This window comes from Actinomadura sp. NPDC023710 (assembly GCF_040639875.1).
In the GTDB taxonomy this organism is placed as follows: Bacteria; Actinomycetota; Actinomycetes; order Streptosporangiales; family Streptosporangiaceae; genus Spirillospora; species Spirillospora citrea.
Map to the genome: position 1 here is coordinate 1 of NZ_JBFAGB010000010.1, position 19,734 is coordinate 19,734.

General features: G+C 74.6%; 15 protein-coding genes. 10 read left to right on the forward strand and 5 right to left on the reverse strand.

The features are described from left to right. The 10 genes from AB0H37_RS13570 to AB0H37_RS13615 all read left to right on the forward strand — a co-directional run. The coding region (locus AB0H37_RS13570; RefSeq protein WP_360612717.1) for an alpha-glucosidase C-terminal domain-containing protein at nucleotides 1–376 on the forward strand (376 nt) is incomplete at its 5' end. A gap of 2 nt (nucleotides 377–378) precedes the next feature. Then, nucleotides 379–1,815 (forward strand): phosphotransferase, encoded by a 1,437-nt coding sequence (locus AB0H37_RS13575; protein ID WP_360612719.1) that lies wholly within the window; start codon nucleotides 379–381, stop codon nucleotides 1,813–1,815. Nucleotides 1,816–2,062: 247 nt separating this feature from the next. Beyond that, entirely contained in the window at nucleotides 2,063–2,965 is a 903-nt protein-coding gene (locus tag AB0H37_RS13580; protein ID WP_360612721.1) for an NlpC/P60 family protein, read from the forward strand. A 99-nt stretch (nucleotides 2,966–3,064) separates the two neighbouring features. Continuing rightward, nucleotides 3,065–4,060: an aldo/keto reductase gene (locus AB0H37_RS13585; RefSeq protein ID WP_360612722.1), complete on the forward strand. Its 996-nt coding sequence runs from the start codon at nucleotides 3,065–3,067 to the stop codon at nucleotides 4,058–4,060. Between the two features lie 67 nt (nucleotides 4,061–4,127). Beyond that, nucleotides 4,128–4,979, forward strand: coding sequence for an SAM-dependent methyltransferase (locus AB0H37_RS13590; protein ID WP_360612724.1), 852 nt, complete (start codon nucleotides 4,128–4,130; stop codon nucleotides 4,977–4,979). A 146-nt stretch (nucleotides 4,980–5,125) separates the two neighbouring features. Beyond that, nucleotides 5,126–6,037, forward strand: a complete 912-nt coding sequence (locus AB0H37_RS13595; protein ID WP_360612726.1) for a zinc ABC transporter substrate-binding protein — start codon at nucleotides 5,126–5,128, stop codon at nucleotides 6,035–6,037. Continuing rightward, nucleotides 6,034–6,702: an ATP-binding cassette domain-containing protein gene (locus AB0H37_RS13600; RefSeq protein WP_360612728.1), complete on the forward strand. Its 669-nt coding sequence runs from the start codon at nucleotides 6,034–6,036 to the stop codon at nucleotides 6,700–6,702. Before AB0H37_RS13595 ends, AB0H37_RS13600 begins: the two co-directional genes overlap by 4 nt. Next, nucleotides 6,699–7,589, forward strand: coding sequence for a metal ABC transporter permease (locus AB0H37_RS13605; RefSeq protein ID WP_360612730.1), 891 nt, complete (start codon nucleotides 6,699–6,701; stop codon nucleotides 7,587–7,589). Before AB0H37_RS13600 ends, AB0H37_RS13605 begins: the two co-directional genes overlap by 4 nt. 183 nt (nucleotides 7,590–7,772) lie before the next feature. Next, entirely contained in the window at nucleotides 7,773–8,831 is a 1,059-nt protein-coding gene (locus AB0H37_RS13610) for a rod shape-determining protein (protein ID WP_360612732.1), read from the forward strand. A 55-nt stretch (nucleotides 8,832–8,886) separates the two neighbouring features. After that, on the forward strand, nucleotides 8,887–9,825 hold the full coding sequence (locus AB0H37_RS13615; RefSeq protein ID WP_329088886.1) for an MBL fold metallo-hydrolase: 939 nt from the start codon (nucleotides 8,887–8,889) through the stop codon (nucleotides 9,823–9,825). 7 nt (nucleotides 9,826–9,832) lie between these two features. Here the strand turns inward: AB0H37_RS13615 and AB0H37_RS13620 are convergent, their stop codons facing one another. Genes AB0H37_RS13620 through AB0H37_RS13640 form a run of 5 tightly spaced genes read right to left on the reverse strand, consistent with a single transcriptional unit; the run spans nucleotide 9,833 to nucleotide 19,698 of the window. After that, on the reverse strand, nucleotides 9,833–11,782 hold the full coding sequence (locus AB0H37_RS13620; RefSeq protein ID WP_360612734.1) for a hypothetical protein: 1,950 nt from the start codon (nucleotides 11,780–11,782) through the stop codon (nucleotides 9,833–9,835). Beyond that, nucleotides 11,779–12,942 carry a VWA domain-containing protein gene (locus tag AB0H37_RS13625; RefSeq protein ID WP_179835890.1) on the reverse strand — a complete coding sequence of 388 codons (1,164 nt, stop codon included), beginning with the start codon at nucleotides 12,940–12,942 and terminating at the stop codon, nucleotides 11,779–11,781. The genes AB0H37_RS13620 and AB0H37_RS13625 overlap by 4 nt, the downstream gene beginning before the upstream one ends. After that, nucleotides 12,939–15,290, reverse strand: coding sequence for a DUF5682 family protein (locus AB0H37_RS13630; RefSeq protein WP_360612736.1), 2,352 nt, complete (start codon nucleotides 15,288–15,290; stop codon nucleotides 12,939–12,941). The genes AB0H37_RS13625 and AB0H37_RS13630 overlap by 4 nt, the downstream gene beginning before the upstream one ends. Next, entirely contained in the window at nucleotides 15,248–16,402 is a 1,155-nt protein-coding gene (locus AB0H37_RS13635; RefSeq protein ID WP_329088883.1) for an AAA family ATPase, read from the reverse strand. The genes AB0H37_RS13630 and AB0H37_RS13635 overlap by 43 nt, the downstream gene beginning before the upstream one ends. Next, on the reverse strand, nucleotides 16,399–19,698 hold the full coding sequence (locus tag AB0H37_RS13640; RefSeq protein ID WP_360612738.1) for a DUF4132 domain-containing protein: 3,300 nt from the start codon (nucleotides 19,696–19,698) through the stop codon (nucleotides 16,399–16,401). Before AB0H37_RS13640 ends, AB0H37_RS13635 begins: the two co-directional genes overlap by 4 nt. Nucleotides 19,699–19,734 lie beyond the last annotated feature (36 nt).

Sequence of the window (19,734 nt, forward strand, 5' to 3'; positions counted from 1 at the left end):
CGAAATCCGCCAACGCCACCCCGTCTTCGGCGTCGGCTCCTACGTCGAACTCTCCGCCTCCAACCCCTCCGTCCTCGCCTTCACCCGCGAGATCACCGAGGAGGAGAGCCCGTGGGACGAGATGGACACGGTGCTGTGCGTCAGCAACCTGTCCCGGTTCCCGCAGCCGGTCGAGCTGGACCTGCGGCGCTTCGAGGGCTACTCCCCCGTCGAGTGCATGGGCGGCGTCCAGTTCCCGGCCATCGGCGAACTCCCGTACCTGCTCACCTTGCCCGGGCATGGTTTCTACTGGTTCCAGCTGGTTCCACCTGAGGACGGCGATCTGGGGGCGGGCGCCGCCGCAGGGCCGGGCATGCGCACGGGAAGGGCCGTCTGACCGTGCTTCCTCCAGAGCCGGACCTCGTCCGGGACCTCATCGAGTGGCTGCCCCGGCAGCGGTGGTTCGGCGGCAAGGACGGCCCCATCCACGACCTCACCATCGGCACCGCCACCGAACTGAGAACCGGCGACCCCGCCCTGCACCACCTCATCCTCGACGTCCGCCAGGACGACACCACCGACCACTACCAGCTCCTCCTCGGCGCCCGCCGCGACCTGCCCGACCGGCTCCGGCACGTCGAGATCGGCGGGCCCTGCGGCGACCGGTCCGCGAAGGCGCGACTGTACGACGCCGCGCACGACCCGGACCTGACCCGGGTGCTGCTGGACGCCCTGGCGAACGGGGCGTCCGCGGGCCCGCTGCGGTTCCACCACGCCGACGGCGCCCGCATCCGGACGGACCTGACGAGCCTGCCCATGACCGCCGAGCAGAGCAACACCTCGTTACTGTTCGGCGACGAGTACATCTGCAAGCTGTTCCGCCGCCTGTCCCCCGGCGTCAACCTCGACCTGGAGGTCAACCTCGCCCTCTCCCGGCGGGGCTGCGCGCACGTCCCGGCCGTCCTCGGCTGGATCGAGCTGGACCCGGGGCACGGGGCACGGGCCGGCGGGGGCGGGGAGCCGGTCACGCTCGCCCTCCTGTCGGACTACCTGCACACCGGCGTGGACGGGTGGGGCCTCGCGATCGCCAGCGTCCGCGACTGGTTCGCGCACACGCCGCCGCCCGGCGGCGACGAGTGGGCCGAACTGGACGCGAGTGCCGCCGGCGGCGACTTCGCCGCCGAGGCCGAACGGCTCGGCGCGGCCACCGCCGAGGTGCACCGGGCGCTCGCCGACGCGTTCGGCGTGACGGTCGTCCCGGCCGGAGAGGTCCGCGCGATGGCCGCGCGGATGAACGCCGAACTGACCGGCACCTGCCGAGCGGTGCCCGGCCTCGCGCCCCACGCCAAGGCGCTCACCGAGGCGTTCCTGGACCTGGCCGCGCGGGCCGAGCCGCTGCCCGTCCAGCGTGTGCACGGCGACTACCACCTCGGCCAGGTCCTGCGCACCGAGTCGGGGTGGACGGTGCTGGACTTCGAGGGCGAGCCGGCGCGGACCCAGAGCGAGCGCCGGGCCCTCGCGCACCCGCTGCGCGACGTCGCCGGGATGCTCCGCTCGTTCGAGTACGCCGCGCGGTTCCTCATCACCAAGGCCGGCGCGGTGCCGAGCGAGTCGGGGCCGCGGCTGGAGACCCGGGCGCACGCCTGGGCGGCGCGCAACCGCGCGGCGTTCTGCCGCGGCTACGCGGCGGGCGGCGGACCGGATCCGGCCGCGCATTCGGTGCTCATCCGCGCATTCGAATTCGAGAAGGCCGTCTACGAGGTGCGTTACGAGGCGCAGAACAGGCCGGCCTGGCTCGCCGTTCCGCTGAAATCTCTGGCCCATCTGACCGCATGATCAAAGACACTGAAGGCCGTCTCCAATTTCCCACCATGATCACGTAAAATCGGCCCGCTCTCACAAATTCCGTGCCGATCAACGGGTACCCGATCCCTCGGCGGGATGATGATCACCTGCCGAAATCCGAACGGAAACGGAGAGCAGAGGAATGCCCACTGCACGCCACTCGCAGGAGACCGAAGGCGCAAGCGGAGCGATCGCGGGCCATACCGGCCGCGGTCGGGCGGCCGACCGAAAACGGGGCATGCTCCGAACGGCCGTCACGGCCACGGTGACCGGGCTCGCGCTGACGGTCCCACTGGGTTCCACGGCCTTCGCCGCGCTCAACCCGACGGTGCTGAAGAGCCTGCACCTCGACGCGGCCACCCTGGAGAAGGTCCAGGCGTACGACAAGTACCGGACGCGGGAGAACGTCCAGCGCAAGCGCGCCAAGAAGGCGCTGCGCTTCGCCCGCAAGCAGCTCGGCAAGCCCTACCGGTGGGGCGCGGACGGGCCGGGCGGCTACGACTGCTCCGGTCTCGCGATGGCCGCGTGGCGCAGGGCGGGCGTCACGATACCCCGCGTCACCTACGCCCAGTACCGCCAAGTGGACCGGAAGGTGCAGATGGGGGATCTCCGGCCCGGGGACCTCATCTTCTTCCACGGCCGCAGCCATGTCGGCATGTACGTGGGGCACGGCCGGTTCCTGCACGCGCCCCATGCGGGGGCCAGGGTCCGCATCGACAGGTTCGGCGCGACGCGCAAGAGACAGTTCGCGGGTGCGGTACGGCCCGGCGCGCCCGCCTACAGGGAGTGGTCGCCGTCCGTGCGGGAGCTCGTCGAGAAGATCGACCGGATGAGCACGGAAAAGCGCGCCGACCAGCCCCCTGATAGCGAGCGGACCCCCCAGATTCCGCCACGAAGTAGCAAATCCCCCAAGAAATACCATAAGCCCCCAATTACCGCCCCCGGACACATCCCGGCGAAAAAGGCCGCGCCACCCGGCGGCCACTCCACGAGGCCGGACGATTCCGCGGCACAGGCTCCGCGAAGCGACAGACCGTCGAACGAGTCAAAGCCTGAGCCCCGGCCGAGAGCCGTGGCGCACCCGAGATCCTTCTGGAACGGCCCCGGCAGCGAGCCGTGGGCGAAGTACGTCGCTCCCTAGCCCCTTTCCGCCGCCCCGGTGCCGTGCGCGCGGCGCACGGCGCCGGGGGGCGCGTCACACTTGACCTGGAGGGCACTTCAGGTGCTTGGCTGGATCACCATGGAGTACACCCAGCTCGGCCGTACCGGCCTGAAGGTCAGCCGCCTCGTCCTCGGCACGATGAACTTCGGCCCGTTCACCGAGGAGCCCGACGCCCACGCGATCATGGACGCGGCGCTCGACGAAGGGATCAACTTCTTCGACACCGCGAACGCCTACGGGTGGGGCGCGAACAAGGGCCGCACCGAGGAGATCCTCGGCACCTGGTTCGCCCAGGGCGGCGGGCGCCGCGAGAAGACCGTCCTCGCGACGAAGGTCTACGCCGACATGGCCGCGCCGGACGCGCCCTGGCCGAACCAGGGCGGGCTGTCCGCGCTGCACATCCGCCAGGCCGCCGAGGCGTCACTGAGGCGGCTCGGCACCGACCACATCGACCTGTACCAGTTCCACCACATCGACCGGACGACGCCGTGGGAGGAGATCTGGCAGGCGATCGACGTCCTCGTCCAGCAGGGCAAGGTGCTGTACGCCGGATCGTCCAACTTCCCCGGCTGGGGCATCGCGCAGGCCAACGAGGCCGCCGCCCGGCGCGGCGCGCTCGGCCTGGTCAGCGAGCAGTGCCTGTACAACCTGGTCGAGCGGCGCGCCGAGATGGAGGTCCTCCCGGCCGCGCGGGCCTACGGGCTCGGCGTGATCCCGTGGTCGCCGCTGCACGGCGGGGTGCTCGGCGGCGTCCTGCGCAAGGAGCGCGACGGGGACGGCTCCCGGTCCCGGTCGGGCCGCGCCGCGGAGATGCTGAACGACCCGGCAGAGCGGGCACGCGTCCAGGCCTACGAGGACCTGTGCGGCGAGCACGGCCTGGACCCGGGCGACGTCGGCCTCGCCTGGCTCCTGACCCGCCCCGGCGTGACGGGCCCGATCGTCGGCCCGCGCGTCCGCGAGCAGTTCGACTCCGCCGTCCGCGCCACCGGGCTGGACCTGCCGGAGGAGTTCCTCACCGCCCTGGACGAGATCTTCCCCGGCCCGGGCCCCGCGCCGGAGGCGTTCGCCTGGTGATCCGCGGCCGCGGCCCGCGATGGCGAGACGCCCCCGACCCGGGCCGCGGCGGGGTAGCGTTCCCCCTGTGAACGATCAAGACAGGCCGTCCCTGGCGGACATCCCCCACGACGTCCCGACGTCCGCCCGCGCCTACGGCTGGCTGCTCGGCGGCAAGGACAACTACGAGGTCGACCGGCAGTTCATCCGGGGGCAGCTCGAACACCACCCCGCCGGGCTCGACATCACCCGGCAGAACCGCCTGTTCCTGTACCGCGCCGTCCGGTACCTGGCCGCCGAGGCGGGGATCAGCCAGTTCATCGACATGGGCTGCGGCCTGCCGACCGACGCGAACGTGCACCAGGTCGCCCGCGAGTTCGCGCCGGACGCGCGCGTCGTCTACGTGGACATCGACCCGATCGTCCTCGCGCACGGCAGGGCGCTGCTGGCCGGCGACTCCTCGACCACGGTCATCCAGGGCGACATGCGCGACCAGGACGCCATCCTGGAGGACGCCGAGGTCGAGCGGCTGATCGACTTCGACGAGCCGGTCGCGACCCTGTTCCTGTCGGTCGGCCACCACCTGCCCGACGCCGACGACCCCCGCCACGTCCTGAACGTGATCATGGACCGGGCCGCGCCGGGCAGCCACCTCACCTTCTCCCAGGTCGCGTGCGACGACCCGGTGCGCAGCGCCGAGATGACCGCGCAGGTCACCGGGGCGGGCATCCCGTGGCAGACGCGGACGCCCGCCGAGATCGACGCGCTGCTGTCGGACTTCGACCCCGTCGAGCCGGGCCTGTGCAACCTGGTCGACTGGCGACCGCTGGACGTGCAGCCGCCGCTCGCCCCCGTCCCGCCCGAGCTGGAGCGGTACGAGGGCGCCTCCAGGCTGGACCGCGGCATCTACGAGTACGGCGGGGTCCTCCGCAAGCGTTAGAGCCACCGCGTCGAAGGCCGCCGTCCCGGAACCGGGACGGCGGCCTTTTCCGTGCGGGGCGTTGCCGAAGCGGCAAGAGGAAGGGACCAAGGGGACGATTCATGTTAAGTTGCCACTGAAAATCGTTTTCATTTTCAGGAGCTTCCATGATGTCTGCTCAGCGCGCCCGCGTCCTCGGGGCGGGCGCCGCCCTCACCGTCTCGGCGCTCGGGGCCGCCGCCTGCGGTTCGTCCTCCGGCGCCGGTGCCGCGGAGACGGTCTCGGTCGTGGCCTCGACCAACGTGTACGGGGACATCGCGCGGCAGATCGGCGGTGACAAGGTGAAGGTGACCTCGTTCATCAGCGACCCCGCGCAGGACCCGCACTCCTTCGAGGCGGGCACGCGCACCAGGCTCGCGCTGTCCGAGGCCGGGGTGGTCATCGAGAACGGCGGCGGCTACGACGACTTCATGGGCACGCTGCTGAGGGGGTCCGGGTCGAAGGCCCGGGTGCTCAACGCCGTCCAGATCTCCGGGAGGGCCGCCCCGGCGGGCGGGGAGCCGAACGAGCACGTCTGGTACGACCTGCCCTCCGTCGCGCGGCTGGCCGACCGGATCTCCGCCGCGCTCGCCGAGGCCGACCCCGAGGACGCGCGGACGTTCTCGTCGAACGCCGCCTCCTTCAAGGCGAGGCTGAAGGCGCTGGAGGGGAGGGTGGCGGCGGTCAGGGCCGCGCATGCGGGGGACGGCGTGGCGGTCACCGAGCCCGTCCCGGGCTACCTGCTGGAGGCGGCCGGACTGGTCGACCGGACGCCGGAGGAGTTCGGCGAGGCGATCGAGGAGGGGGACGACGTCCCGCCGCGGGCGCTGCGCGACACGCTGGCGCTGCTCTCCGGCCGGAAGGTGCGGGCGCTCGTCGCGAACGTGCAGACGAGCGGCCCGCAGACCGACAGGGTCCGCGAGGCGGCGGGCGAGGCGGGCGTGCCGGTGGTGCCGGTCACCGAGACCCTCCCGGCCGGCCGGGACTACGTCGCCTGGATGGACGGCACCATCGCCGCGCTCCAGAAGGCGCTGTCGTGATCATCTTGCGCGGCGCGACCCTGTCCTACGGCGAGCGGACCCTGTGGCGCGGGCTGGACCTCGACGTGCGGCCCGGCGAGTTCCTCGCCGTCGCCGGCTCCAACGGGTCGGGGAAGACCAGCCTGCTCAGGGTGCTGCTCGGGCTCCAGCGGCTGTCGTCGGGAACGGTCACGGTGAACGGGCGCCGTCCCCGGCGGGGCAGCGACATCGTCGGCTACGTCCCGCAGCACCGGGCCGTCCCGCCGCACACCCCGCTGCGCGCCCGCGACCTCGTGCGGCTCGGCATCGACGGCCATCGCTGGGGCCCCTGGCGACCGCGCCGGGACGCGCGCCGCCGGGTCGAGGCCGTCCTGGCCGACGTGGGAGCCGCCGCGTTCGCCGACGTCCCGCTCGAACTCCTCTCGGGCGGCGAACTGCAGCGCGTGCGCATCGCGCAGGCGCTGGCCACCGGCCCGCGCGTCCTCCTGTGCGACGAGCCGCTGGCCTCCCTGGACGCCGAGCACCAGAGCATCGTCGCCGGACTGGTGGACCGGCGCCGCCGCGACCACGGCACCGCGGTCGTGTTCGTCACGCACGAGATCGACCCGGTCCTCCCGTTCGCCGACCGGATCCTCGACATGGGCGCCGCCCACGGTGCGCGAACTTCCCGCCGGGAGACGGCATGAGCTGGCAGGAGGCGTGGCACGAGATCTTCAACTTCCACGACTACGGGGCGCTGCTCGGGCTGGTGCGCAACTCGCTCGTCGCGGGGGCGGTGCTCGGGCTGGTCGGCGGGTTCGCCGGGACGTTCGTCGTCATGCGCGACCTCGCGTTCGCCGTGCACGGCATCAGCGAGCTGTCGTTCGCCGGAGCGGCCGCCGCCCTGCTGGCCGGGGCGAGCGTGGCGGGCGGTTCGATCGCGGGGGCCCTGGTGGCCGCCGGGCTGATCGGGGTGCTCGGCGCGAAGGCGCGCGACCGCGGGTCGGCCATCGGCGTGCTGATGCCCTTCGGGCTCGGGCTCGGCGTGCTGTTCCTGTCGCTCTACCAGGGCCGGTCGGCCAACAAGTTCGGGATCCTCACCGGGCAGATCGTCGCGATCGACACGCCGCGGCTGTCGTGGCTGCTCGCGACGTCGGCGGTGGTGCTGGCGTGCCTGGCGGTCATGTGGCGCCCGCTGGCGTTCGCGAGCCTGGACCCGGAGGTGGCGGCGGCGCGGGGCGTGCCGGTGCGGGCGCTGTCACCGGCCTTCATGCTGGTGCTCGGCCTGGCGGTGGCCGTGTCCGTGCAGGTCGTGGGCGCTCTGCTGGTGCTCGCGCTGCTATGCACGCCGGCCGCGGCGGCGGTGCGGGTCACCGCGTCGCCGGTGCTGGCGCCGCTGCTGAGCGCGGCGCTGGCGACGGTGTCGGTGCTGGGCGGGATCCTGCTGTCGATCGGGTCCAGCATCCCCATCAGCCCGTACGTCACCACGGTCTCGTTCCTGCTGTACGGGGCGTGCCGCGCGGCGGGCGCCGTCCGGGCCCGGCGGGGGTGGGCGGCGCGGCGGGACGCGCGGATCGGCACCGTCCCAACATGATCTTTTGGCGCCCGCCCGGGATTGTGTCCCGGGCGAGCGCCGCACCGCGCCCCGCGTTCCCGACATTTCGGATCCCGGATCGCCAGGTCGTTGCGATTCGCTTACCCGGGCGTGGGCATCGCCGCGACCACCACGGGAATCATCTGGACTCTTGCGACGAACGGGGCGATTGGGAGGGGCGCGATGTGGGATTTCGCGGGCCGGGACACCGCTATCGACCTGGGGAGCTCGACCGTGCGCATGCATGTGGAGGGCCGCGGCGTCGTCTGCCGCGAACCGTCGCTGCTCGCGCGCTCCCGCGACACCGGACGCATCCTCGCCCTCGGCGTCCCCGCGCGGGAGATGGCCGGGCGCAACCCCGACGTCACGCTCGTGCGGCCCATCCGCGAAGGCGCGCCGACCGAGACCGACGAGGCCGAGTACCTGATGCGGCACCTGGTGCGCCGCCATCACAGACGCCACTACACGGCGCGCCCGCGCCTGGTCGTCACGGTCCCGAGCGGGCTGACCTCCGTCCACTACCGGGCGCTGCAGTTCTCCGCCTACCAGGCGGGCGCGCGGCGCCTCACGCTCGTGCCGACGCCGATCGCCGCCGCCATCGGGATGGGCATGACCTCCTGCGGGCGGCCCGACATCACGGTGATCGCCGACATCGGCGCGGACGTCACCGACGTGGGCGTCATCGCGTTCGGCGGCCTGGTCACCTCGCACACCGCGCACGTCGGCGGGTCGGCGCTGGACCGCGCCATCGCCGCGCTCGTCCGGCAGGAGCACGGCATCGCGCTGTCGCTGGCGGGGGCGGAGGCGGCCAAGCTGGAGGTCGGCGCGGTGCCGCCGCTCGGCCGCCGCCCGGTGCGGCAGACCGTCGTGCACGGGCGCGACGTCGCGACGGGCATGCCGCGCGGCGTCGTCCTCACCACCGTGGACGTCGCCCGCGCGATCTCCGGACCGGTGGCGCGGATCGTGGACGCGATCGGCGCCGGCCTCTCCGGCTGCTCGCCCGAGATCTCCGGCGACCTGCTCGGCGTCGGCATCACGCTCACCGGCGGCTGCGCCCGGCTGCCCGGCCTGGAGCGGCTGGTCCAGGACCGGACGGGGCTGAGCGCGCGGGTCGGGGACGACACCGGCGACGCGGCCGTGCTCGGCGCCGGGGAGGTGCTGCGGTCCGCCGGGTCGCGGGAGCCGTCCGCCCGCGAGGTCTCCCCGCGCCCGCACCTGCTGACGAGCCTGGCGGAGTACTGACCGCGCCGCCGCGGGCGGGCGGTCGCACTCCCGTGCCGGTTACACTTCCACACTCATGAGCGACGCACCCGACCGCGAGGGACCGGGAAGCCCGCGGCTGCAGGAGGTCTCCGACGGGATCTTCGCCTACATCCAGCCCGACGGCACCTGGTGGATCAACAACACCGGCTTCCTCACGGGCGCGCGTGGGGTGACGAGCGTCGACTCCTGTTCCACCGAGCGCCGCACCCGCGCGTACCTGGCGTCGATCCGGTCCGTCACGGACCGTCCCGTCCGGACGCTCGTCAACACCCACCACCACGGCGACCACACCTTCGGCAACTACCTGTTCTCCGGCGCGACCGTCGTCGGCCACGAGGGCACGCGGGAGGGCGCGCTCAGCTGGGGCATGCCGTTCGACGAGCCGTTCTGGACGAAGGTCGACTGGGGCGACGTCGAGATCGAGCCGCCGTTCCTCACCTACACCGACGGCGTGACCCTGTGGGTGGACGACCTGCGCTGCGAGGTCCGGCACGTCGGGACGCCCGCGCACACCACCAACGACTCCATCGTGTGGATCCCGGAGCGGCGGGTGCTCTTCTGCGGCGACCTGCTGTTCAACGGCGGCACCCCGTTCCTGATGCAGGGCTCCGTCGCGGGCGCGATCAAGGTCCTGGAGGAGGTCGTCGCGCCGCTGGGCGCGGAGACGATCGTCCCCGGGCACGGCCCCGTCGCCGGTCCCGAGCTCATCGACCGGGTGCTCGGCTACGCGCGGTTCGTCCAGGCGACGGCGGCCGAGGCCCGGCCGGCCGGGCTGTCGCCGCTGGAGGCCGCCCGCGAGGCCGACCTCGGCCCGTACGCGGAGCTGACCGACCCCGAGCGCCTCGTGGGCAACCTGCACCGCGCCTACGCCGAGCTGGACGGGCGGGCGCCCGGCGCGCCGATCGACCTGATCGCCGCCCTGAACGACATGGTCGCCCTCAACGGCGGCCGTCCGCTCACCTGCCGCGCGTAGCGGCGCGTCAGCACAACTCGGCCGCGGTGACCAGGCGGATGTGGGCGGTGGCCCAGGCGCGGGTCATCTCCTGCGGGTCGTCCGCCGCGAGCGCGGCGGTGAGGGCGGCGAGCGCCCCGGCGGACGTGCGGAGGCCGGCGCGTTCCAGCGTCCCGCCCGCGCGGACGATGCGCTCCCGCGTCCCGGACGGCAGGCGCAGCAGGCCGCGATGCGCCGCCTCCGCACAGGCGGCGAGTGCCTCGTCCAGGGCCCCGGCCAGTGGGTCGGGCGGCGCCGCGGGCGGGGCCCCGAAGGCGGCGGTGCCGTCGCCGGGGGCCAGGTCGGGGACGACGGGGCCGTCGGCGGTCAGCACGGCGAACGGGTCGATGAGCAGGCCCCCGCGGTCCCTGCGGACGGCGCCCGAGACGAACCGGGGCTCCGCCGCGAGCGCCCCGGCCAGGGCGTCCAGCGCGGCGGGGCGGTGCGGGCTGTAGTCGGCGGAGACGACGGCCGGGGTGCCGGCCGCGTCGGCGACCACGGCCTCCAGCCGCTGCGCCCCGGGGTGGTAACCGATGTCGCGGACCTCGGCGATCTCGACGACGCGGACCAGCTCCGCCTCCACGCGGGGCCGCACGAGGCGGGGCGGCAGCGCGTCCAGGGCCCGCCCCGCGGCGGCCAGGTCGCGCACGAGCAGCGCGGCGGGCAGGCTCTCCCAGGTGTCGCCGAGCGGGGTGACCGTCGTCTTGGCGATCCGCCCGGCGGCGACCCGGACGACCCGCCCGGCGCTGCGCGAGGCGCTCTCGGACACGACGTTCGCGGCGGCGAGGGACCGCAGCGGCGACCCGAGGACGCGGCGCCCGGCGAGGTCGGCGCCGGTGAGCCGGTCGCCGTCCGGGACGTCCCAGCGCCGTTTCAGCACGAGGACGATGCCGGTGCCGGTGTGCGCGAGGTAGACGTCGGCGGTGCGGGCCGCGGGGGTGCCCCCGACGCGGCAGCCGAGGGCGGCGAGGCGGACGCGGCGCAGCGGCGTGTCCGCGGCCTCCTCCGTGCCGAGCACCTGGGAGCGGGCGGCGCCGCCGCGCGCGGCGCGGTGCCGGGCGTGGACCTCGGCGAGCAGCCCGGCGACGCGCGCCGGGTCGTGGTCGGCGCGGCGGTCGTGGTGCGCGGCCAGCTGCTCGGCCAGGTCGCCGAGCGCGGCGGCGGGCCAGTGCAGGCCGGCCGCTCCGAGGTCGGCGGCGGTGCGCCCCAGCGCGGTCGCGAGGACGGGACCGGCGTGCGCCGCGCCCTCCAGGAGGACCTGGCCGGCGAGGTCGAGCGCGGCGTCGAGGCCGTCCCCGCCGGTCCTGGCCGAGCCGCCGACCTCCAGCCGGATTTCCTCGCCCTCCAGACCGCGCTCGTCGGCGGCGCGGAACGCCCAGACGGCGAGCACGGTGACCTCGCCGCGCACCGCCGCCACCGCGTCGGTGTGGACGTAGCCGAGCTCGCCCGGCACCAGGAACCGGACCGTGCAGGTCTGCAGCTCGACCTGCGCCACCGGATCCTGCGCGGTGGGACGGCGGATCTTCGCCGAGTACCCGGCGCGGAGGCCGCGGCGCGCGGCGGTGAGGGCCCGCCGCCCGAGGACGCGGGCGAGCGCGTCGTCGTCGAAGGATCCCGGCGACCAGGCGGCCGCCGGCTCCAGGTCCTCGGGGGCCTCCGGCTCGGCGGCGGTCCGCTGGTAGGCCAGGACGAGGCAGATGCGGTGGCGGCACGTCCCGGTCGCCGCGCAGGAGCAGCGCGCGGCCTCCAGCCCCGCTCCGGCGGGCAGGGACGCCGTGGTGCCGTCGGGGAAGGCGCCGTCGATCCCGCCGTCCGGGGAGACGGTGATCTCGGGGCCGCCGCCGGCGTCCAGGTCCTTGGCGGCGCGCTTGACCAGGCCGCGGTTGGCGAGGGCCGCGAGCGCGTCCGGGGTCAGGGCGAGCAGGTCGGCGCGGGTCATCGGCCGATCCGTTCCGCGACGAACCCGGCGAGCTGCCCCGGCGTCATCGCGCCGACGTGGGCGCCCTCGTCGGCGAGGCGCTGCGCCGTCCTCCGGTCGTAGGAGGGGTTCGCCTCCTCGTCGAGCGCCGCCAGGCCGAGCACCTGCGTGCCCTGCTGGACGAGCCGCCGCACCTCCTCGACGAGCCGGTGCTCGTTCCCGCCCTCGAAGAAGTCGGTGATGACCGCGACGATCGACCGGCGCGGGTTCTCCACCAGGCCGGCGCCGTAGGCCATCGCCCGCGCGATGTCGGTGCCGCCGCCGAGCTGCACCTTCATCAGCAGCTCGGCCGGGTCGGTCACGTCGGAGGTCAGGTCGACGACGGAGGTGTCGAACGCGACGAGGTGCGTCTTGAGGCCGGGCAGCCCCCACAGGCACGCGGCGGTGACGGCGGCGTGCACGACGGACCCGAGCATGGAGCCGGACTGGTCGACGAGCAGGATCATCTGCCACTGCTCGATGTGCCGCCTCGTCCGGGACACGAACCTCGGGTTCTCGATGTAGAGGCGGTTCTCGTCCGGCCGGTAGTGGGCGAGGTTGGCGCGGACGGTGCCGTGGAAGTCGAAGTTGCGGGAGTTCTTCACGCGGCTCGGCCGCCGCGAGCGGGTGCCGTGGAACGCCTGCCGGACCTCGGTGGCCAGCCGCTCCATCAGCTGCCGGACGACGGCCTCCACGATCTTCCGGGCCAGCGCGAGGACCTCGGGGTTCATCAGGTGCTTGGTCCGCAGGACGGCGCGCAGCAGCGCCTCGTCGGGCTCGATGCGCTCCAGGACCGCCGGGTCGGTGACGATCTCGTGGATCTCGTACCGCTCGACGGCGTCGCGTTCGAGCCGCTCGATCGTCTCCTTGGGGAAGAGCCGGTGCACGGCGTCGAGCCAGCCGACGGTGGTCAGCTGGGACGGCCCGGTCCCGCCGGTGCGGTCGCCGGACCGGTCGGTCTCGGCGTCGCCGCCCCCGCCGGAGCCGCGCCGCACGCCGCGCCGGCCGAGGTCGGGGTCGCGCCCGTACAGCCAGCCGAGCGCCGCGTCCCGTTCGGCGGCCTCGCCGTCCAGCGCGCCCGTGCACGACTCGGCGGGCGCGCCGAGGACGAGCCGCCAGCGTTCCAGGTCGGGCGGGATCACGATGCCCCCTCGATGCTCTGGGTGGTGGGCCGGGTCTCCGGATCCGCCGTGAGGCCCGCGGCCGCGAGGGCCCTGTCCACGCGGGCGTCCAGCGCCAGGGCCTCGGCGGTGAGCAGCGGCGCGTCCGGCGCGCGGAGCAGCGCGCGGGCGGAGCCGCGCAGGTCCCGGCGGTCCAGCAGCCCCTGGGCGATGGTCGCGCGCTCGCGGGGCGGAAAGAACTCGAACGCCTGCCGAAGCGCGGGCAGCGCGACGAGGAAGTCGTCCTCGCTCAGCCCGACGACCAGCTCGTCCAGGACGCCGAGGACGGCGGCGCCCGGGTCGAGCACCTCCTGCCTGGCCAGCGCGAACAGCCCGGCGAGCCAGTCGCCGAACGTCGCCGGGCCAGCCGCTCCGCGCACCGCGCGGGCCGGGTCGGAGGCGTCGCCGAGGGCGCGGGCGAGCCCGAACGCGGCGCCGCGCAGGTCGGGCGGGGCGCCGGATCCGGCGGCGACGCGGCGGGCGACGCCGAGCGCCGCGTCCCGGTCGAGGCGCAGCGTGCCGGAGGCGTGCAGCAGCGCGTCGCGGACGGCGGCCAGGGCGCCGAGCCGGCGCAGGTCGGCAGGGGCGGGGCCGCCGCGCACGCCCTCCGCCAGCCACAGGATCCGGTCGGCGCACTCCTCGATGACCGTGCCGAACAGCGGGCTGCCGGCCGTGCCGAGGACGCGGTCGTGCCGCCACAGCCCGAGGACGGATCCGAGCGCGGCGCCGAGCGCGGCGATGTCGGAGGTGCCCGCGATCCCGGCGGAGATCGACTCGGCGATCCGGCCGGACTGGTCGGCGCAGCCGCACAGCGCCGCGTCGAACAGCACGGCGGCGAGGCGCTCCATGTCGGTCCCCGCGGCGTTCATCCGCTCGTCGAGGACGGCCGCCGCGGCGTCGGCCAGCGTCGGCCCGTAGGCGCCCGCCTCGATGAGCGCGGCGTGGCGGCGCCCGTCGCGGTCGGAGGCGTCCACGGTCCAGCGCTCCTCCAGCACCGGGTCGGCGCCCGTCGCGGGGCCGGACTCACGGTCCGCGAGCGGGATCCGCAGGACGCGCAGCCGGTGCAGGGCCCGGCTGCGCTCCAGCCCGCGCGGGGTCGTCAGCTTCAGCGCGACCGGACCGTCGCGGTCGAGCCCGAGCCGCGTCAGCTCGGCGGTCGCATGGCCGACGAGCGGCGGGGCGGGGGTGCCCGGGTGCAGGCGCCCGGTCCGGTCGCCGCTCAGCGCGTCGACCATCTCGGCGACGGCGGGGTGCGCTCCCGGCGCGAGCGCGCCGCGGGAGGTCCACGGGAGCCGCTGGTCGAGGTCGTCGTTCACCAGCGCGGACACCAGGCCGTCGAGCAGGTCGGTGCGGGCCGGCGCCGCATGGCCGCGCAGGCGGGTGAGGCCGCCGGTGAGGGTGCGGGCGGCGATCAGGTCGGCCGTCGACACGACCTGCCCGAGCTTGCGCAGCCGGGCCACGACCGTCTCCACGAGCGCGCCGGCGGCCGCGTCGGGGCCGTCCTCCCAGAGCCGCTGGTAGTACTCGGGCGACGGCATGCCCGACTGGTAGCCGGTGAACGCGTCGAGGCGCCGGAACGAGTAGGGGACGAGGAAGCTGCCGCCGGTGGCGTCGCCGGGCGGCTCGGGCACGCGGGGCCACGCCGCGCCGCCGGACGCGGCGAGCGCTTCGAGGGCCGGCTTGTGGAAGCCGCCGGTCACCACGACGACGGGGCGGCCGCCGGCGTCGGCCTCGGCCGCCCGCACCCACTCCGCCATGTAGGACTCGCGGGCGGTGTCGTCCTCCCCGGCCTCCGCCTCGCCCCGCAGGAGCCCGAAGTAGGCGTCGAGCCGCTCCCCCGCCCCCTCGGCGTCGATCTCGAACAGGTGGTCCCAGAGGATGTCGGTGTTGTCGACGGCGAACTCCCGGCACAGCCGCGCGGTCACCTCGGCGTAGCGGCGTTCGGCGTCGGCGTAGCGGTTGCTGCGGCCGGCGAACGCCGGGTGCCAGGCGGGCAGGTCGATGAACCGCAGCTCCGCACCGGCGGCCCGGCCCTCGTTCAGCGCGACCCATTCCGGGGAGTAGGCGCAGAACGGCGACCAGGACGCGTGCACGCGTTCGGCGTCCCGGTAGTAGCTGAAGACCGCGACGGGCGGCTCGTGGCCGAGGAGCAGCTCGCCGATCCGGTCCCCGAAGTCGGCGGGCCCCTCCACCAGCACGTACGCGGGCCGCAGCCGCCGGATCGTCTCCCGGACGAGCCGGGCGCAGGCGGGGCTGTGGTGCCGGACCCCGACGAACGTGACGCCCATCAGCCGGGCAGCAGGTGCCGGGCGGCGTGCAGCGCCTTCCACTGCTCCCCGTCGCGGCGGGGCGCCTGCTGCTCCAGGTAGCGGCGCAGCCGGGCCAGGTCCTCGGGGTTGTCCTTGGCGGCGGTGCCGGCGAGGCACTCGACGATGTCGGCGGCTCCGCCCTCCTCGCCGCGCAGGAACCAGCCGCGCACCCCGACCTGGTGGGCGACCGACACCGCCTCGGCGGTGCTCATCACCGCCGACAGCCGGTCCATCGCCCGGCCCTCCTCGGTGGTGGCGTCGCGCAGCTCCCGGAAAACGGTGACGAGCACTTCGAGGACGTCCCGGCGCGGAGCGACCTCGACGCCGCTGTGCTCCAGCAGCCGTCCCGCCTCCTGCTCGACCAGGTCCAGCTCGGTCGCGAAGTCGGCGATCGGGAACACGGTCTCGAAGTTGAACCGCCGCTTGAGCGCGGCGCTCATCTCGTTGACGCCGCGGTCGCGGGTGTTGGCGGTCGCGATGATGTTGAACCCGTCGCGCGCGAAGACCATCGCGTCCGCGCTCTGCCCCCCGTGGGAGGAGGGGGCCTTGCCTCCCGCGGAGGCCGCGCGGGACAGCTCCGGGATCGCCAGGACGCGGTCGGACAGCGGCGACAGCAGCGAGTCCTGCACCTCCAGCGGGCAGCGGGTGATCTCCTCGAACCGGACGACCCTGCCCTCCGCCATCCCGGTGAGCAACGGCGCCGGGACGAGGGAGCGCGTGGACGGCCCCTCCGACACCAGCAGCGCGTAGTTCCACGAGTACTTGATCTGGTCCTCGGTGGTGGCCGCGCCGCCCTGGATCGTCAGCGTGGAGGTGCCGCTGACCGCGGCCGCGATCAGCTCCGACAGCAGCGACTTCGCCGTCCCGGGCTCGCCGACGAGCATCAGCCCCCGGCTGGTGGCGAGGGTGACCAGGGCCCGGTCGATGAGGGCGGTGTCGCCGACGAACTTGCGGCGGACGCCGAGCGCCTCGTCCCCGACGATGAACCGCCGCGCGGCCGTCAGGCCGAGCGCCCAGCCGGGCGGCCTCGGCCCGGCGTCGCTCTCGCGGAGCCTCTCCAGCTCGCCGGCGAACCGGATCTCGGCCGGGGGGCGCTGGTAGTCGGCGGGGGTTCCGCCGGTGGTGTCGCTCACTTCTCGGCCGCCTCGGCGAGGGTGGTCAGGTCGGACAGGATCTCGGAGGCCATGACGGGGTGCAGCTCGCCGAACCTCAGCGGGGTCCCCTTGCTGGGCCAGAAGTCGTTGGGCTCCGTCCCGAACCACACGTAGTCGAGGACCTGGTGGTCACCGGTGGCGTCGACGGCGCCGACCGAGATGCCGGGATCGAGGTCGATGACGACGTACCGGTCGTCGGCGACGCGCCGGGAGATCCACCGCTCGCCGCCGGCGTCCAGCGGCACGCCGCGGTCCCAGCCCAGCTTGACCAGGCCGAGGACCTTGCCGAAGGGCACCTTGAGGCCCTCGAACCGCTCCAGCCGGCCGCTGCCGCGCTCCTGCTCGGTCAGCGTGTGGACGGGGCGGGTGAGCTGCGGGAACGGCTGCGTGGTCTCGTAGTCGGCGAAGACCTCCGACCACGCCTTCGCCGTGTCGCCGAGGTCCAGCGGGTGGGCGATGCCGACGCGGGCCGACTCGGGGAGGGCGAACGCGTCGTCGTGGGCGTCGGCGAACGTCCGGTCCTCGGCGATGCGGAACGCGGTGGTCGCGCCGCCGTCCTCCGCCAGCCAGACCAGGCGGCGGGCGATGTGCCAGACGAGCGGGTGCCGGACGATGTGCTCGCCGAACTCGGCGGGCGTCCAGCGGCGCCGCGTCACCATCGCCTGCTCCAGCCTGCGGAGCTGGTCGGCGGCGACGGTGCGGACGTCCTTCTTGAGCCCGGCGAACGCCTTGTGGGCGGCGGGCGCGAGTTCGGGGTCGTCCTTGGCGCCGGGCTTGGGGAGGGACTTGCGCTGCTTGCCGTCCTCGTCGGCGACGAACGGCCTGAGCTGCTCGTCGAACCGGACGAGGAAGCGGCGCGGCCCGTAGTCGAGGGTCATGCCCCCCTCGGCGTCGAGGCCGAAATCCGGGACGAGCCGGTCAGCGAGCTGGTCGGTGGTCAGGTCGAGCCGCTCCGCGACCTGACGGATCCGCTCCTGCGCCTCCGCCTGCAGACCCTTGAACTTCACCTTCTGGGCGATGCCGTGCAGATGCATCAGCGCCACGTCGGTGCCGATCTCGGCGAGCACGCCGAGGCCGTGGACGGCGTTCTTGTGCCCGCCCTCCCCCGGCCACGCCCGGATGACCGGGGTGAGGAGCCGGACGGTGTCGTCGTCGCCGGTGCGTCCGAGCTGCCGCAGGGCCCACGCGTCCTTGGACGGCTTGCCGGCGTCGAGCCACTGCCGGAACAGCGCCCAACCGAACTCGGCCACCGTGCCCGGCGCGCACGCCTCCGCGAGTTCGTCCATCCCGCAGGGGGTCGGGAGGGCGAGCATCTCGACCAGGCGGCCGACCGCGTCCCGCGGGAGGGCGCGGTCGCGGCCCCGCAGCAGCACCTGCGGGAGCGGGACCGGATCCACCCATGTGCCGATCTTGGGCGGCTGTTCGAGGCCCGTCTCCACCGGCGGGGTGGACAGCAGCGTCCGGGTCGCCTCGGCGGCCTCGTCGCCGTGCGCGTCGCGGGCCGCGGCCACCACGCCGTCGAGGCCGCGGAGGTCCTGCACGTACCGCAGGGCGATCTCGGCGTGCCGCCAGTCCCTGGGCTTCTCGCCGAGCGCCCCCGGGACGAGCAGGGGCACCGCGCCGAGCCCGTGGCGGCCGAACCACCGGCGGGCCTGGGCGAGGAGCGCGCCGCGCTTGGCGAGCCCCTCCGCCATGAACTTCGCCACGCCGCCGTCCAGGTACGGCATCAGCGGCTCGCAGCAGGTTTCCGGGAACGCCTTGGCCGTCCGGATCGCCGGGGGCAGTGCGTCGAGTTCGTAGCGGGCCGCGAGCGGCCGCATCCACACGTGGGCCCATTGGACGCCGTAGCCCTTCCAACGGGGCATGAGGGGTCGGATCAGCTCCTCCGGCCCGTACACCATCAGCTGCACGTTGCCGGAGTCATGGCCCGCGGTCGTGTAGTCCTCGACCAGCGCCTCCCAGTCGGGGTCGTCCGGCTTCTCGGTCTTCGGGTCGGAGTCGAGCCACCTCTGCCGCTCGCCGTCCTGCCACACGAGCCGCGGCTCCGGGACGGTGAGGCCCTTCAGCACGGGGCGCCGCGGGTTCAGCCACGGGGGGTCGACGAGCACGGCGGGCAGCTCTTCCGGCGCCGCGTCCGGGACGCGGGCGGACGAGGCGGCGACGCGCCGGACGGCGGCGGCGGTGTCCTCCGGCAGGCCGGGCAGCACCGCGTCGACCAGTTCGGGGTGGGCCTCGATGTGGGAGGCGAGCAGGTCGTCGGCGCCCGCGCGGGCGAGCAGCCGCAGCGCCCGCACCGGGAACCTGCGCGCGGACTCCCCGAGGGCGGCCCGGACGTGCTTGCCGTCGAGCCGGTCGAGCAGCGCCTGGAACGCCTCGTCCGTCGGCAGGATCGCGACCGTCTCGAAGATGCGCTTGCGGTCCTCCGACTCCAGGTAACCGCCGTCCGCCTCGGCGAGCAGGAAGGGCAGCACGCCGGGGCCGACGCCGTCGGCCATGGTGGCCAGCAGCGCCCGGGTCGCCTGGCCCCAGTGCAGGCCGCGCGCCGGGTACGGCGTCGCGAGCTGCTCCGGCCTGCCCAGCGACGACATCACCGCCCACAGCAGGTCGTGGCGGCGCGCCTGCGGGGGCGGGGCCGCGCAGCACGCGTCGACCCAGTCCTCCCGCGTCGGGACGAGGTAGGAGACCAGCCAGCTCGCGCACCAGCCGGACCTGTAGGCCGCGAGCCGCTCGACCGCGTCGGCGTAGTCGGCCTCGGGCGCGACGGCCAGCAGCCCGCGGACGCGCCGTGCCTCCTGATCCGGGATCCTGAGCGCGTACTCGTCCGTGATGCGGTCGGCGCCGACCCAGGTACCGAGCCACTTGCCGCCGCCCTTCCGGGTGGCCTTCGTCCGGCTCAGCTCCACCAGCGCGCACGCAGCGAACGCGAGCCCGTGCTCACCGATCCATGCGTCGACGTACGCCCGGTACACCTTGTCCTGGTCGTGGCCGCCCACGCCCATCGCGGTGACGGCCGCGACCACCGCCGCGCCGGCCGGATCGGCCTGCCCGTCCAGGTGCCGCCGCGCCGCCTCGGTGAGCTCGGGGTCGCCGGCGCCGCCCTCCGGCAACGCCTCGATCACTCCGCGGCTCCGCCCCGCGAACTCCTGGACGTCGCGCGCCGCCGACCCGTTCACCTTGATCTTGGGGCCGGGCGCGCCGCCGCGCCGCGCGTGCAGCGAACGCCGCCACGCGTCCGGGATCGTCAAGGCGTCCTCGTCGGGGAGCTGATCTTCCATGCCGCCCAACCGTAGAGGAGCGCGCCGACAAATCCG

Bases quoted from the DNA above. Each gene is read 5' to 3' on its own strand.
- AB0H37_RS13580 (WP_360612721.1), top strand. From the start codon at position 2,063: ATGCTCCGAACGGCCGTCACGGCCACGGTGACCGGGCTCGCGCTGACG.
- AB0H37_RS13585 (WP_360612722.1), top strand. From the start codon at position 3,065: ATGGAGTACACCCAGCTCGGCCGTACCGGCCTGAAGGTCAGCCGCCTC.
- AB0H37_RS13595 (WP_360612726.1), top strand. From the start codon at position 5,126: ATGATGTCTGCTCAGCGCGCCCGCGTCCTCGGGGCGGGCGCCGCCCTC.
- AB0H37_RS13605 (WP_360612730.1), top strand. From the start codon at position 6,699: ATGAGCTGGCAGGAGGCGTGGCACGAGATCTTCAACTTCCACGACTAC.
- AB0H37_RS13610 (WP_360612732.1), top strand. From the start codon at position 7,773: ATGTGGGATTTCGCGGGCCGGGACACCGCTATCGACCTGGGGAGCTCG.
- AB0H37_RS13615 (WP_329088886.1), top strand. From the start codon at position 8,887: ATGAGCGACGCACCCGACCGCGAGGGACCGGGAAGCCCGCGGCTGCAG.
- AB0H37_RS13620 (WP_360612734.1), bottom strand. From the start codon at position 11,782: ATGACCCGCGCCGACCTGCTCGCCCTGACCCCGGACGCGCTCGCGGCC.
- AB0H37_RS13640 (WP_360612738.1), bottom strand. From the start codon at position 19,698: ATGGAAGATCAGCTCCCCGACGAGGACGCCTTGACGATCCCGGACGCG.